Below are 14,694 nucleotides of genomic sequence, written 5' to 3' on the forward strand. Positions count from 1 at the left end.
GCGACAGCATCTCAAATGGTTACGCGGCCTGATGCTGTCAGCTGCAGCGGTGAAGTTTAAAGGATGGTGTTATGCGTTCAGAATATTGCGGACAGCTCAATCTGTCTCATGTAGGTCAGCAAGTCACTCTTTGCGGCTGGGTCAACCGCCGTCGCGATCTGGGAAGCCTGATATTTATCGATATGCGCGACCGTGAAGGCATCGTGCAGGTGTTCTTCGATCCCGATCGTCAGGATGCTTTCAAGCTGGCGTCTGAACTGCGCAACGAATTCTGTATCCAGATCACCGGAACCGTGCGTGCGCGTGACGACAAAAATAAAAATGCCGAGATGGCAACCGGCGAAGTGGAGGTGTTTGCTGAAGCGCTGACTATCATCAACCGCTCCGAGCCGCTGCCACTCGACTCCAATCAGAACAACAGCGAAGAAGCGCGCCTGAAATACCGTTACTTGGATCTGCGTCGTCCAGAAATGGTTCAGCGTTTGAAAACCCGCGCGAAAATTACCAGCTTCGTGCGTCGCTTTATGGATGATGAAGGCTTTCTCGATATTGAAACCCCAATGCTGACCAAAGCCACGCCAGAAGGTGCGCGTGACTATCTGGTGCCAAGCCGCGTGCATAAAGGCAAGTTTTATGCGCTGCCGCAATCACCTCAGCTGTTCAAACAGCTGCTGATGATGTCGGGTTTTGATCGCTATTATCAAATCGTTAAGTGCTTCCGTGATGAAGACTTACGTGCCGATCGCCAGCCAGAATTTACCCAGATTGATGTGGAAACCTCTTTCCTGAGCGCGCCACAAGTGCGTGAAATTATGGAACGTTTAATCCGTAATCTTTGGCAAGATGTGAAAGGTGTGGATCTGGGTGCGTTCCCGCAGATGACCTTTGCGGAAGCGATGCGCCGTTACGGCTCAGACAAGCCAGACCTGCGTAACCCAATGGAACTGATTGACGTGGGCGACCTGCTGCAAAACGTCGAATTCCAGGTGTTCTCTGGTCCGGCTAACGATCCAAAAGGTCGCGTTGCCGCGCTGCGTGTGCCAACCGGTGCCCAGCTGAGCCGCAAGCAGATTGATGAATACGGCAAGTTTGTGGAAATTTATGGCGCCAAAGGCTTGGCGTGGATGAAGGTCAACGATCGTGCGAGTGGCCTTGAGGGCGTTCAAAGCCCGGTGGCGAAATTCCTGAATGCGGAAATCGTTGAAGAGATTCTGAATCGTACCCGCGCACAAGATGGCGACATCATTTTCTTTGGTGCTGATCGCGCCAAAGTCGTGGCTGATGCGCTGGGCGCGCTGCGTCTGAAAGTGGGGCGTGAGCTGAACGTCACTGATGAGAAAGCCTGGGCACCGCTGTGGGTGATCGACTTCCCGATGTTTGAAGAAGATGAAGAGGGCGGCCTGGCAGCGATGCACCACCCATTCACTGCGCCGAAAGAGATGAGCGCAGAGCAGCTGGCAGCAGATCCTACGCTGGCAGTAGCCAATGCCTATGACATGGTGATCAATGGTTATGAAGTGGGCGGCGGTTCGGTGCGTATCCATCACGGCAAAATGCAGCAAACCGTGTTCAGTATTTTGGGTATCGAAGAGCATGAGCAGCGTGAGAAGTTTGGCTTCCTGCTGGATGCGCTGAAATTTGGTACGCCGCCGCACGCAGGTCTGGCGTTTGGTCTGGATCGTCTGACCATGCTGCTGACCGGCACCGACAATATTCGCGACGTCATTGCGTTCCCAAAAACCACTGCCGCGGCGTGTCTGATGACTGAAGCCCCTAGCGAAGCCAACCCCGCTTCGTTGCTGGAATTAGGTATTCAGGTCGTTAAGAAAGAAAAGCCAGAGTCGAAATAATGGTGTACAAACACCCGGTTTCAGTGCTGGTGGTTATTTATGCGCAAGATACTGGCCGGGTGTTAATGCTGCAACGGCGTGACGATCCCGATTTTTGGCAATCAGTCACGGGTAGCCTTGAGGCGGGAGAGATCCCCCTTCAGGCTGCACAGCGAGAAGTGGAAGAAGAGCTAGGGATTGATGTGTTGGCTGAGCAATTAACGGTAGAAGATTGTCAGCGTCAGATTGATTTTGAGATCTTCCCGCACTATCGCCATCGCTATGCGCCGGGAACAACGCACAATCGCGAACACTGGTTTCGGCTGCAACTGCCAAATGAACGCGATATTGCGCTGACTGAGCATCTTGCTTTTCGCTGGATTGCACCCGCAGACGCAGCAGTACTGACCAAGTCCTGGAGTAATCGCCAGGCAATTGAAGAATTTACCTGAATGTCTGCCGCCGCGCGTTTTTTCGGTGGCAAATTCGTTAAGGTTTTAATGTTACCGGTGCAGGCTCACTGAACTGCACCTCAGAATGAAACAGTCGGGCGTAATCGGCGCAGCGAGGTTGCTGACCGCCAGCGCAGAGCAACCGGAGCGTACTTCTGTACATGAGGATTGCGAGCACTGCCGGAAAGCAAAATCGTTAGCAAGATAGCCTGCACCATGCCAAGTTCGGAGAAAATGTAAAATGGCAGGACACAGTAAGTGGGCAAACACCAAGCACCGTAAAGCGGCGCAAGACGCTAAACGTGGCAAAATCTTCACCAAAATCATTCGTGAACTGGTGACCTCAGCCAAGCTCGGCGGTGGTGATCCTGGCTCTAACCCGCGTCTGCGCGCCGCCATGGACAAAGCGCTGTCAAACAATATGACGCGTGACACCATGGATCGCGCCATTGCACGTGGTGTGGGCGGCGATGATAACGCCAACATGGAAACCATCATCTATGAAGGTTACGGCCCGGGCGGCTCAGCCATCATGATTGAATGCCTGAGCGATAATCGCAATCGTACCGTTGGCGAAGTGCGTCACGCCTTCACCAAAACCGGCGGTAATCTCGGCACTGATGGATCGGTGGCGTATCTGTTCAGCAAGAAAGGCGTGATTTCTTATGAGCCAGGCCGCGATGAAGATCAGGTCATGGAAGCGGCGCTGGAAGCCGGTGCTGAAGATGTGGTGAGCTACGATGACGGCACCATTGATGTCTTTACCGCGTGGGAAGAGATGGGCGCTGTACGCGATGCGTTGGACGCTGCTGGCTTCAAAGCGGATACCGCAGAAGTGGCGATGATCCCTTCAACCAAAGCGGAAATGGATGCGGAAACCGCGCCAAAACTGCTGCGTTTGATCGACATGTTGGAAGATTGCGATGACGTGCAGGAGGTTTATCACAACGGTGAGATCTCCGACGAGGTCGCGGAAACGCTGTAATGGCGTCAGGCTATAAACACATAACCGGAGGCGCGTAATGGCGATCATCTTAGGTATCGATCCCGGTTCGCGTATCACCGGTTATGGCGTGATTCGTCAAACAGGTCGCCAGCTTACCTATTTAGGCAGCGGCTGTATTCGCACTAACACCACAGATTTGCCTCCGCGCCTGAAGCTGATTTATGCAGGCGTTAGCGAAATCATCACTCAGTTTTCGCCTGACTACTTCGCCATCGAACAGGTGTTTATGGCAAAGAATGCTGATTCTGCGTTGAAGCTGGGACAGGCGCGTGGCGCGGCGATTGTCGCTGCGGTAAACCATGATTTGCCGGTGTTTGAATATGCGGCGCGTCAGGTGAAGCAAACCGTGGTGGGAAAAGGAAGCGCAGAAAAAGCACAGGTACAGCACATGGTGCGTACTTTACTGAAACTGCCTGCAAATCCACAAGCGGATGCAGCGGATGCGTTGGCAATTGCAATAACCCATTGTCATATCTCGCAAAATGCGGTGAAAATGAGCGATAGCAAACTGGTAATGACCCGCGGCCGTTTGCGAACGACCTAATTGCGAGGGATCACGCAAGCGATACAGGCTGGATATTCATCCAGCCTTTTTTATGTTATAAAATCCGCCACATACTCTTTATAAAGGAAGTGTTCAGGTGATAGGTCGTCTACGGGGCAATATTTTAGAAAAGCAGCCGCCGCTGGTGCTGATTGAAACCAACGGTGTGGGTTATGAAGTACACATGCCAATGACCTGTTTTTATGAGTTACCTGAACTCAACCATGAAGCGGTGATTTTTACCCATTTCGTGGTGCGTGAAGACGCACAGCTGCTGTTTGGCTTCAACAGCAAGCAAGAGCGCGCTTTGTTCCGCGAGCTAATTAAAGTCAATGGCGTGGGGCCAAAACTGGCGCTGGCGATTCTTTCGGGTATGTCGGCTCAGCAATTTGTTAACGCGGTGGAAAAAGAAGAGATCGCTGCGTTGGTGAAACTGCCAGGCGTAGGCAAGAAAACTGCCGAACGTTTGGTTGTTGAGATGAAGGATCGCTTCAAAGGCATGCATGGCGACCTGTTTGGCGGCGATTCAGCTTTTGCCCTGACCACGCCAAGTACCGCGCCGGCGACCAATGACGCAGAAGGCGAAGCGGTTGCAGCGCTGGTAGCGCTGGGTTATAAACCGCAGGAAGCGAGCCGCATGATCAGCAAACTCGGCAAACCTGATGCGGATTGCGAAACACTTATCCGCGAAGCGCTTCGCGCTGCCATTTGAGGTAATTCATGATAGAAGCCGATCGCCTGGTCTCTGGAGCCAGCGTTATTGAAGATGAAAGTATTGATCGCGCGATTCGCCCTAAGCTGCTGGCCGAATATGTTGGCCAACCGCAGGTGCGAGAGCAGATGGAGATTTTCATCAAGGCGGCGCAATTGCGCGGCGATGCGCTTGATCATTTGTTGATTTTTGGCCCGCCGGGTTTAGGTAAGACCACGCTGGCAAATATCGTTGCTAATGAAATGGGCGTGAACCTACGCACAACATCTGGTCCCGTATTAGAAAAAGCGGGCGATCTGGCGGCGATGCTCACTAACCTTGAGCCTCACGATGTTCTGTTTATCGATGAAATCCATCGTCTGTCACCGGTTGTGGAAGAAGTGCTTTATCCGGCGATGGAAGATTACCAGTTAGACATCATGATTGGTGAAGGGCCGGCTGCACGCTCTATCAAGCTCGATTTGCCCCCTTTACCTTGATTGGCGCCACGACGCGAGCGGGTTCATTGACTTCGCCGTTGCGCGATCGCTTCGGCATTGTGCAGCGTCTTGAGTTTTACCAAGTTAAGGATTTGCAGCACATTGTCAGCCGTAGTGCAGCCTGTTTAGGGTTGGCGTTGAGCGATGAAGGGGCGTTGGAAATAGCACGCCGTTCGCGTGGCACACCGCGTATTGCAAACCGATTACTACGACGTGTTCGTGACTTCGCAGAAGTGCGAGCCAACGGTGATTTAAGCGGTGAAGTCTCATGTAGCGCGCTGGACATGTTAAATGTCGACAGCGAAGGATTTGATTACATGGACCGTAAACTTCTGCTGGCGATCATTGATAAATTCACGGGCGGCCCGGTTGGCCTGGATAATTTGGCGGCTGCGATTGGTGAAGAGCGCGAAACCATCGAAGATGTGATTGAACCGTTCTTGATCCAGCAAGGTTTTATTCAACGCACACCACGCGGCCGAATGGCCACGCAGCATGCTTATCGTCACTTTGGTATAACGCGAGAAAGCTAATTACACCGCCGGCTTGCGCACCATGCTGATGATGAACAGGATGGCGGCGCACAGCACCACAGAAGGGCCGGCTGGCGTATCGTAAAAGGCGGAGAAAGTCAGTCCGCCTGTCACCGCAATAATTCCGATGATCACCGCAATACCTGCCATTTGTTCGGGCGAACGCGCAAAGCGGCGCGCCGTGGCAGCAGGAATGATCAGCAGTGACGTAATAATCAGCGCGCCGACAAATTTCATTGCCACACCAATGGTTAGGGCAGTCACCAGCATCAGTATCAGACGTGTGCGCTGGATGTTAACCCCATCGACTTGTGCCAGTTCTGGGCTAATAGTCATCGACAATAGCGAGCGCCATTGCCACGCCATTACGGCCAACACCAGCACCACGCCTGCGCCCATAGTCCATAAATCTTCAGGCGTTACCGCCAACAGGTCACCAAAAAGATACGCCATTAAGTCAACGCGTACGTTTTTCATCAAGCTGACAACGACCAAACCCAGAGAAAGTGCGCTATGGGCCATAATCCCAAGCAGCGTATCGATGGCAAGATGCGGACGACGTTCCAGCCAGACCAAACCCAGCGCTAAGCAAACGGTGACCACTATCACGGCATAATAAGGATTAACGCTGAGCAATAAACCAAAGGCTACGCCGAGCAGTGATGCGTGTGCCAGCGTATCGCCGAAGTAGGACATCTTACGCCAGACAACAAAAGAACCCAGCGGTCCGGCCGCCAGCGCTAACATCACGCCACCTAACCAGCCCGGTAATAACAACTCAATCATGATGGACCTTGTCCTCTGCGTAAAACGATACGTCCTTGAAGATCGTGACGATGATTATGGTGATGACGATAAATCGCCAGTTGTTGTGCCTCACGTGGGCCAAACATGGCAATAAACTCGGGATGCTGAGATACCGCTTCAGGTGTGCCTGAACAGCAAATGTGATGATTCAGGCACAGCACTTCGTCGGTTTTAGCCATCACTAAATGCAGGTCATGAGAAACCATCAAAACGCCGCAGTTGAGTTCCTTGCGTAACTGATCGATTAAGTCATAAAGCGCGACCTGACCGTTTACATCAACACCTTGGGTAGGCTCGTCAAGGACCAAGATCTGCGGCTGATTAAGTAGGGCGCGTGCCAATAAAACGCGCTGGGTTTCACCACCCGAAAGCTTTTGCAGCGGTGATTTCAAAAGATGGCCCGCCTGAACACGCTTTAATGCAGGCAGAATGTCTGCAGCTGTGCTGCCGCGAGACAGACGCATAAAGCGTTCAACGGTGACCGGCAAAGTCGGATCAATATGCAATTTTTGCGGGACATAACCGATACGCAAACCCGCGGCTCGCTGGACGTTGCCGGAATCAGGCGCTAATAGCCCTAAAACTACGCGTACAAGCGTGGATTTACCCGCACCATTTGGGCCGAGCAGAGTAAGAATGCGGCCTGGCTGCAAGTCAAGGCTAACGCCAGATAACACCGTGCGCTGACCATATTTTACCGATACGTTTTCAAGAGTTACGAGTGAGGACATAGTATTTACAGGTTGCACACAATTTAGAATGTTATAATATCACATCCCATCACTTACTCACGATGGAAAGTCGCATTATGTTACATAAAAAAAGGGTCGCTTCTTCGCCTTTTCTGCCTTCTCCTTAGCGGCTGCAATGTCGCTTCCTGCCCACGCTAATATCGTTGCCTCAATCAAGCCTGTGGGGTTTATTGCTGCGGCCATTGCCGAAGGTGTGACGCCCGTTGATGTTTTGCTGCCAGATGGCGCATCAGAACACGATTATGCTTTACGCCCCTCTGATGCAAAACGCTTAAAAAACGCGGACTTAGTGGTTTGGGTCGGCCCTGACATGGAAGCGTTTATGAGCAAATCAGCGGCAGAATTACCTGCTAAAAAAATCTCGAAATTGTCGATATACAAGGAGTTAGTGCGTTATTGATTAGCGGTGATGATGAAGATGAGCACCACGAACAAAATAAATCTGAAGATCAAGACTCGTCTCACCATCATCATGATCACGGACAATATAATATGCACGTGTGGATGTCCCCAGAGATAGCAAGGAAAACCGCGGTTGCAATCCATGGAAAATTATTGGAACTTATGCCGCAAGATAAAGCCAAACTTGACGCCAACCTGCAGCAGTTTGAGACAGAATTGGCGGACACGGACAAACGCATTGGCGCGCAACTCGCACCGGTCAGGAACCAAGGGTATTACGTCTTTCACGACGCTTACACTTACTTTGAGAAACACTACGGACTTTCGCCCACTGGGCATTTTACCGTAAATCCTGAGATCCAACCGGGCGCACAGCGTTTACATCAAATACGAACACAGTTGGTTGAGCAAAAGGCCGTTTGCGTCTTTGCTGAGCCACAATTCAGGCCGGCAGTCATCGATGCTGTTGCCCGGGGAACGCAGGTGCGTAAAGGCACACTCGACCCATTAGGCACAGACATCAGCTTATCAAAAGACAGCTATATGAAATTTCTCTTACAGCTGTCAAGCCAGTATGAGACCTGCCTGAAAGGAGCTTAGAGGAAAAGGTAAAAAGTGCAGCAGTTAGCCCGCTCTGTCGCCCTCGCATTTAATAATTTGCCGCGCCCCCACCGCGTAATGCTGGGTTCATTAACTGTTGTGACATTGGCCGTCGCCGTGTGGCGGCCTTATGTCTACCATCCTACCGATGATGTGATGCCGATTGTTCGAACCATTGAGTTGGACAAAAACGAGCTTCGCACGTTGTTACCGGAAGCCAGTGAGCCGATTGATCAAAGCACACCAGAACCGGATGATGAATTGCCAGCGGACGACATCGATAAAGATGTCCCTGAAACCAGCGGTGTCCACGAATACACCGTTTCTTCTGGCGATACATTGAGTAGTGCCCTTAATCAATACGGAATCGATATTAGTAATATCAACGCATTGGTGAGCAGCGATAGCGATCTGCGAAATTTACAAGTGGGCCAGCAACTTAGCTGGACGCTGGCCGATGATGGCAGCCTGAAAACGTTGTCTTGGGAAATTTCTCGTCGTGAAACCCGCACCTATGAGCTTACCGATACAGGTGGCTTTAAGATGCAGTCTGAAATGCAGAAGGGCGAATGGCGAAACAACGTATTGCAAGGTGAAGTGCGGGGTAGCTTTGCCGCCAGCGCACAGCGTGCTGGCTTAAGCAGCAGCGAAACCAGCGCCGTAATTAAAGCACTGCAATGGCAAATGGATTTCCGCAAACTGCGTGCAGGCGATCAGTTCAGCGTATTAATGTCGCGTGAAATGCTGGATGGCAAAAGTGCGCAAAGTCAGCTGTTGGGCGTGCGTTTGCGCTCGGGTGGTAAAGATTATTACGCTTTCCGTGCAGAAGACGGCAAGTTTTATGATCGTAATGCATCTGGCCTTGCTCGTGGGTTTATGCGTTTTCCAACCGTTAAACAGTATCGCGTTTCATCGAACTTCAACCCACGTCGTTTGAATCCGGTCACGGGGCGCGTCGCACCGCATAAAGGCGTCGATTTTGCTCTGCCAATCGGTACGCCAGTGCTGGCGGTAGGCGATGGTGAAATTGTTGTCGCGAAGAACGGTGGTGCAGCAGGTAACTATGTGGCGATTCGCCATGGTCGTCAGTATATGACGCGCTACATGCACATGAAGAAAGTGCTGGTGAAACCAGGGCAAAAAGTGAAGCGTGGCGACCGTATCGGTTTGTCAGGTAACACGGGACGCTCAACCGGCCCACACCTGCATTTCGAAATCTGGATCAACAACCAGGCGGTCAATCCTCTGACGGCGAAACTGCCGCGTATGGAAGGATTGACCGGCAAAGAGCGCACCCAGTACATGGCTCAGGTAAAATCCTGGCAGCCTCAGTTGGGACTTAAGTAAGCGTTTTTTGAGCAGGAATGCGAAAAACCGACGGTTATTCCGTCGGTTTTTTCATATCTGGTGCGGGATGATTGCAAATTTGCACGTCGCCACTATCATTAGCCGGTCATTGATTGAGGCGAGTGCATGGAAACCCGTAAAAAAATAACATCGAGTTTATTCCCGTTTTTGAACGTTCATTTCTCAAACCTAAATACTGGGGCAATTGGCTGGGGATTGGTGCCTTAGCGGGTATGGCGATGTTACCTGCCAAAGTGCGCGATCCTATCCTGGGTAAATTAGGGCGGTTCACGGGTAAACTTGCTAAAGGCGCGCGGCGCCGTGCCTTGATCAATCTCTATTACTGCTTTCCAGAATTGAGTGAAGAACAGCGCGCTGAAATTGTTGATCGCATGTTTGCCACTGCGCCTCAAGCCATGGCCATGATGGCAGAGCTCGCCATACGTGGCCCGGGACGTGTTCATCAGCGGGTTGAATGGCATGGTCGTGAAATTATCGACCAGATGCAGGCTGAAAAGCAGAATGTGATTTTACTCGTACCACACGGTTGGGCGGTGGACATTCCTGCGATGCTGCTGGCTTCAGAAGGCCAACCGATGGCAGCCATGTTCCACAATCAAAGTGATCCTTTGCTGGATTACGTCTGGAACAGTGTGCGTCGTCGCTTTGGTGGTCGTCTGCATGCACGCAACGACGGCATTAAACCTTTTATCGGTTCGGTGCGTCAGGGTTATTGGGGCTATTATCTTCCCGATCAGGATCACGGCGCTGAGCACAGCGAGTTTGTCGACTTTTTTGGCACCTATAAAGCGACGTTACCGGCCGTTGGCCGCCTGATGAAAGTGTGTCGGGCACGTGTGGTGCCGCTGTTCCCGGTTTATAACGAAAAGACCCATAAACTGGAAATCTATGTACGCCCGCCAATGGATGATTTACTCGACGCAGATGACTACCATCTGGCGCGCCAGATGAATGAAGAAGTCGAAGTATTCGTTCGACCGCATCCAGAACAATATACGTGGATTTTGAAGCTGCTTAAAACGCGCAAAGAGGGCGATATTGAACCTTACCAGCGCGATGAGCTTTATCCTCGTCATCCTCGAAAGTAACAAAAAGGCCGCTGTTGCGGCCTTCCTCTCAAGAAGCTTATAGAGAAGTCACCTGAGCACGTTTTTTACGTTCTCGCAGAAACAGCGTGACTAATCCAAACCACAGCACACCGCTAATAAAATTGATCAGGCTAAACCAAGGCGTGCCGCCGCTGAAATAGCCACTTTTCGCCAGCTCAATGCCGATAGCCAGCGTCATGATGCTGATCATTCCAAGCATTGCTGCCACGCTGCCTTTGCCCTCGCTGCTGGCGTAAAGCGTTAAGCGATACAAACCCGCGTTAACCATGCCTGCACCAAATGCATATAGGCTCAGACCAGCGGTCAGGAACAAATAGCTGTGGCTGTTTAGCAGGCTTGCCAGTAAAGCGATGCTCAATCCAATAAGAATCGGCCAGGCGGCAAATTTTACCGGTTGCTCGATAGGCACTCGTCCTGCCAGCTTGCTCAGCGTCAGGTTTCCCGCAATCATTGCCAGGAAAACAGGCAGTTGCAGCAATGCGTATTGCATACGCGATAAGCCTTCGTCGTGCATTAAAATCACCGGCGACAAGGCAACCCACGTCAGGATCGGAATAAACACTAATCCAATAGCAAACGAGCCATACATCACCTGACGATCTTTCGCCAGCCGCGCATAGCTGCGGGCCAGATTAGGCAACGCCACGGAGTGGCTGCGATCGCCTGCGGTTTCTGGCATAACACGCCACAACACCACAAAAGCCAGAATGCTGCAGGCTGCAAACAGCCAAAACATGCTGCGCCAGCTGCCAACCGTTAACCATGCGGCTCCGGCTAAAGGACCCGCCAGTGGCGCAAGCAGCGCGACATTAGCCATCAGCGCCATCATGCGCACCGCTAACGCCTCATCAAATGCTTCCTGAATGGCGGCATAGCCCACCGCGCCAATGAAGCAAAGGCTAATACCCTGCACAAAGCGCAGGCTAACGAATTGCGTAATATTGTCGACCCAAGTAGTTAAAATACAGGCAGCAGCAAAAAACAGAATGCCAAATAACATGACGGGACGACGGCCAAACTTGTCTGACAGCGGTCCCAGCAGCCATTGCAGCACGACGCCGCCCATTAAATAGGCTGTTAATGAAGTAGACACCCATTCTGGGCCGACGTTGAATTCGTTTGTCACGATCAGCATGCCGGGCTGAATCATGTCATGCGCAATATAGGTGGCAAATTCAAACAGAACCAACGCCAACGGAAACAGCAATATGCGTCCGCTCAATTGGCTGATGGGTTTAAAGCGGGCCATCTGGCCTCCTTGTCAGAAAAATAAAAACGCGACTGCCAGGCAGTCGCGTTGTCCATCATACTAAAGCCGCTGTCAGGTGCGTGAAATTAATCCACGCGCAGAATACGACTGGTATTGGTGGTGCCGGTGGTGCTCATCACATCGCCTTGAGTCACAATCACCAAATCGCCTGAAACAAGGAAGCCCTTGTCGCGCAGCAGGTTTACCGCATCATGCGCAGCAGCAACGCCGTCGTTGTTGCTGTCGAAAAACACAGGCGTGACACCGCGATAAAGCGCGGTCAGATTCAACGTACGCTCGTGACGTGACATGGCAAAGATCGGCAGGCCAGAAGTTATACGTGATGTCATTAATGGCGTACGGCCCGATTCGGTCATGGTGATAATAGCGGTTACACCTTGCAAATGGTTTGCTGCGTACATTGAAGACATGGCAATCGCTTCTTCAATGTTGTCAAACTGCACTTCTAAACGGTGTTTAGAAACGTTAACGCTGGGGATTTTTTCTGCGCCTAAGCAGACTTTTGCCATTGCAGAAACGGTTTCAGCTGGATACTGCCCAGCCGCGGTTTCTGCTGAAAGCATCACTGCATCCGTTCCATCCAATACGGCATTGGCAACGTCCATAACTTCTGCGCGAGTCGGCATTGGATTAGTGATCATCGATTCCATCATCTGAGTTGCGGTGATGATGGTACGGTTCAGCTGACGAGCACGGCGAATCAAGGCTTTTTGAATACCGACCAGTTCTGGATCGCCGATCTCCACACCGAGGTCGCCACGCGCAACCATCACGACGTCAGACGCCAAAATGATATCATCCATCGCTTCCTGGCTTGCTACGGCTTCAGCTCGCTCAACTTTAGCCACCAGCTTCGCTTCACAGCCCGCATCGCGTGCCAGACGGCGCGCGTAGTTCATGTCTTCGCCACTGCGAGGGAACGACACGGCGAGGTAATCGACGTTAATTTTTGCTGCAGTAATAATGTCTGCTTTGTCTTTCTCGGTCAGCGCTTCTGCTGACAGACCGCCGCCCAGCTTATTAATGCCTTTATTGTTGGACAGTGGGCCGCCAACCGTGACTTCGGTAAACACTTTCATGTCCTGAACTTCGAGGACTTTCAACTGCACACGACCATCATCAAGCAGCAGGATATCGCCAGGCACCACGTCGGCAGGCAAGCCTTTATAGTCGATGCCAACACGCTCTTTATCGCCTTCGCCTTTGCTCAGATTAGCGTCAAGCAAGAAGCGATCGCCAATGTTCAGGAAAACTTTGCCTTCTTTGAAGGTAGATACGCGAATTTTCGGGCCTTGCAGGTCGCCCAGAATGGCCACATGGCGACCCAATTTGGCGGCAATTTCACGCACTTTATCGGCGCGCATTTGGTGATCTTCTGGCGTGCCGTGGGAGAAGTTGAGTCGCACAACGTTTGCGCCAGCAGCAATGATTTTTTCGAGGTTATTATCGCGATCAGTCGCTGGGCCGAGGGTTGTTACGATCTTGGTTCTTCTGAGACGTCTTGACATGAAGGACTCCGTTAACAATTTAGCATGTCCCTTCGTTTGGACACGGTGTGGTCATTTATTCTATATGATCGACAGGGTGTGATACGACTCACATTGTAAATGTGATGTTAATTTTTTTATGAGGCGTCTTTATCCAGCCGAAGCGGCTTGTCATAACGCGACTCTTTTAAAGCGTCTTTTACCCTTTTTAGATTTTCACGGAACGGCGTACCGCGCTCCAGTGTAAATCCGGTGGCTAAAACATCGATCACGGTTAACTGCGCCAGGCGTGACACCATCGGCAAATAAACATCAGTATCTTCCGGTACATCAAGCACCAGCGCCAGCGTAGCGTGCTGGGCAAGAGGTGAGTCAGGAGAGGTGATGGCAATCACTGTGGAACCGTTTACACGCGCCAGGCGAGCCAGTTCTACCATATTTTTTGTGCGTCCAGTATGTGAAATGAGAACAAACACTTCGTCCACACGACTATTTATGCAACTCATGCGCTGGATCACAATATCTTCCGACCAGATGACGGGCAAATTAAAGCGCAGAAATTTACTGAATGCGTCATGGGCTACCACCGCAGAAGCGCCGAGACCAAAGAACGCCACTTTATGCGCTTTAGTCAGATGCAGCACCGCCTGATGAATTGCGGCCATATCCAACTGATTGCGCACGCGTTGCAAACCCGCGAGGGCGGAGTCAAAAATCTTATGGCTGTAGCTTTCAACATCGTCGTTCTCTTCGACATCATGGCTCACCCAGCTGTGACCTTTAGCCAGACTTTGCGCCAGGTGCAGTTTAAAGTCGGGAAAACCGCGCGTACCCAAGCGATGACAAAAACGGTTCACCGTGGGTTCACTGACGTCAGCGGCTCGCGCCAGCGTGGCGATGCTGGAATGAATAGCATCCTGTGGCGCAGCAAGAATTTGTTCGGCTACTTTGCGTTCAGATTTGCTTAGCGCAGCCAGCTGCGCCCTGATTTTATCCAGCATATTCATAACCCAATGAGCGTTATCACTTTTATCGATTTCAATTATTGCTGTCGCTCAAAGCAATTAATAGGGAATATAGCGCGTTAGCAATAGCAACGACGCAATGTCGGACAAGTTCGGCAGGCATTTTTTTGTCATAATTCACCCCGGATTGGGTTTTGCTCTGACAACATCAGATACAGAAAAAATCAGGTAAAGCGCACGTGACAACACACGCGCAGGCGCAATCCGGTACAGAGTTAACGCTGTTGACCCCAGCGATCCGGTTTACCTGGCTCGGGGAAAAAGTACATTGTGCTGAAAGAGAATTACAACATGGACCCGGTTGCTGAGGACGCATCGC

At 51.5% G+C, this 14,694-nt stretch carries 13 protein-coding genes and 2 pseudogenes; 10 read left to right on the top strand and 5 right to left on the bottom strand.

Annotated features, from left to right (window positions below; genetic code table 11):
* Positions 1 to 71: 71 nt before the first annotated feature.
* The 7 genes and pseudogenes from aspS (at position 72) to KQP84_RS26185 (ending at position 5,555) form a co-directional block, all read left to right on the top strand.
* Positions 72 to 1,850 carry an aspartate--tRNA ligase gene (aspS, locus tag KQP84_RS11215; RefSeq protein WP_215846598.1) on the top strand — a complete coding sequence of 593 codons (1,779 nt, stop codon included), beginning with the start codon at positions 72 to 74 and terminating at the stop codon, positions 1,848 to 1,850.
* On the top strand, positions 1,850 to 2,281 hold the full coding sequence (gene nudB, locus KQP84_RS11220) for a dihydroneopterin triphosphate diphosphatase (RefSeq protein WP_215846599.1): 432 nt from the start codon (positions 1,850 to 1,852) through the stop codon (positions 2,279 to 2,281). The genes aspS and nudB overlap by 1 nt, the downstream gene beginning before the upstream one ends.
* A gap of 241 nt (positions 2,282 to 2,522) precedes the next feature.
* Positions 2,523 to 3,266 carry a YebC/PmpR family DNA-binding transcriptional regulator gene (locus tag KQP84_RS11225; RefSeq protein WP_215846600.1) on the top strand — a complete coding sequence of 248 codons (744 nt, stop codon included), beginning with the start codon at positions 2,523 to 2,525 and terminating at the stop codon, positions 3,264 to 3,266.
* 37 nt (positions 3,267 to 3,303) lie between these two features.
* On the top strand, positions 3,304 to 3,831 hold the full coding sequence (ruvC, locus tag KQP84_RS11230) for a crossover junction endodeoxyribonuclease RuvC (protein WP_215846601.1): 528 nt from the start codon (positions 3,304 to 3,306) through the stop codon (positions 3,829 to 3,831).
* A 97-nt stretch (positions 3,832 to 3,928) separates the two neighbouring features.
* Positions 3,929 to 4,543, top strand: a complete 615-nt coding sequence (gene ruvA, locus KQP84_RS11235) for a Holliday junction branch migration protein RuvA (RefSeq protein ID WP_215846602.1) — start codon at positions 3,929 to 3,931, stop codon at positions 4,541 to 4,543.
* 128 nt (positions 4,544 to 4,671) lie between these two features.
* Positions 4,672 to 5,033 (top strand): annotated as a pseudogene (locus KQP84_RS26180) (AAA family ATPase); the annotation flags it as partial.
* Positions 5,034 to 5,048: 15 nt separating this feature from the next.
* Entirely contained in the window at positions 5,049 to 5,555 is a 507-nt protein-coding gene (locus tag KQP84_RS26185) for a Holliday junction DNA helicase RuvB C-terminal domain-containing protein (RefSeq protein WP_370661497.1), read from the top strand.
* Here KQP84_RS26185 and znuB read toward each other — a convergent pair whose 3' ends face one another.
* Positions 5,556 to 6,341: a zinc ABC transporter permease subunit ZnuB gene (gene znuB / locus KQP84_RS11245; protein ID WP_215846603.1), complete on the bottom strand. Its 786-nt coding sequence runs from the start codon at positions 6,339 to 6,341 to the stop codon at positions 5,556 to 5,558.
* Positions 6,338 to 7,093 carry a zinc ABC transporter ATP-binding protein ZnuC gene (znuC, locus tag KQP84_RS11250; protein ID WP_215846604.1) on the bottom strand — a complete coding sequence of 252 codons (756 nt, stop codon included), beginning with the start codon at positions 7,091 to 7,093 and terminating at the stop codon, positions 6,338 to 6,340. The genes znuB and znuC overlap by 4 nt, the downstream gene beginning before the upstream one ends.
* Positions 7,094 to 7,229: 136 nt before the next feature.
* Between znuC and znuA the strand changes: the two are divergent.
* From znuA to lpxM, 3 genes and pseudogenes are all read left to right on the top strand, one after another.
* A pseudogene (znuA, locus tag KQP84_RS11255) lies at positions 7,230 to 8,116 on the top strand (zinc ABC transporter substrate-binding protein ZnuA).
* Positions 8,117 to 8,131: 15 nt separating this feature from the next.
* Positions 8,132 to 9,463 (top strand): murein DD-endopeptidase MepM, encoded by a 1,332-nt coding sequence (gene mepM, locus KQP84_RS11260; protein WP_215846605.1) that lies wholly within the window; start codon positions 8,132 to 8,134, stop codon positions 9,461 to 9,463.
* Between the two features lie 149 nt (positions 9,464 to 9,612).
* A complete protein-coding gene (lpxM, locus tag KQP84_RS11265) occupies positions 9,613 to 10,572 on the top strand; it encodes a lauroyl-Kdo(2)-lipid IV(A) myristoyltransferase (RefSeq protein ID WP_215848262.1) in 960 nt (319 codons plus the stop codon).
* A gap of 37 nt (positions 10,573 to 10,609) precedes the next feature.
* On the opposite strand, the gene KQP84_RS11270 is transcribed toward lpxM, so the two are convergent.
* From KQP84_RS11270 to KQP84_RS11280, 3 genes are all read right to left on the bottom strand, one after another.
* Positions 10,610 to 11,842: an MFS transporter gene (locus KQP84_RS11270; RefSeq protein WP_215846606.1), complete on the bottom strand. Its 1,233-nt coding sequence runs from the start codon at positions 11,840 to 11,842 to the stop codon at positions 10,610 to 10,612.
* Positions 11,843 to 11,928: 86 nt separating this feature from the next.
* Complete coding sequence (gene pyk / locus KQP84_RS11275) at positions 11,929 to 13,371, bottom strand: pyruvate kinase (RefSeq protein ID WP_215846607.1); 1,443 nt, start codon at positions 13,369 to 13,371, stop codon at positions 11,929 to 11,931.
* 116 nt (positions 13,372 to 13,487) lie between these two features.
* Positions 13,488 to 14,357 carry a MurR/RpiR family transcriptional regulator gene (locus KQP84_RS11280; RefSeq protein WP_215846608.1) on the bottom strand — a complete coding sequence of 290 codons (870 nt, stop codon included), beginning with the start codon at positions 14,355 to 14,357 and terminating at the stop codon, positions 13,488 to 13,490.
* Between the last annotated feature and the right edge of the window lie 337 nt (positions 14,358 to 14,694).

The sequence above is a fragment of the Candidatus Pantoea bituminis genome, from assembly GCF_018842675.1.
In the GTDB taxonomy this organism is placed as follows: Bacteria; Pseudomonadota; Gammaproteobacteria; order Enterobacterales; family Enterobacteriaceae; genus Pantoea; species Pantoea phytostimulans.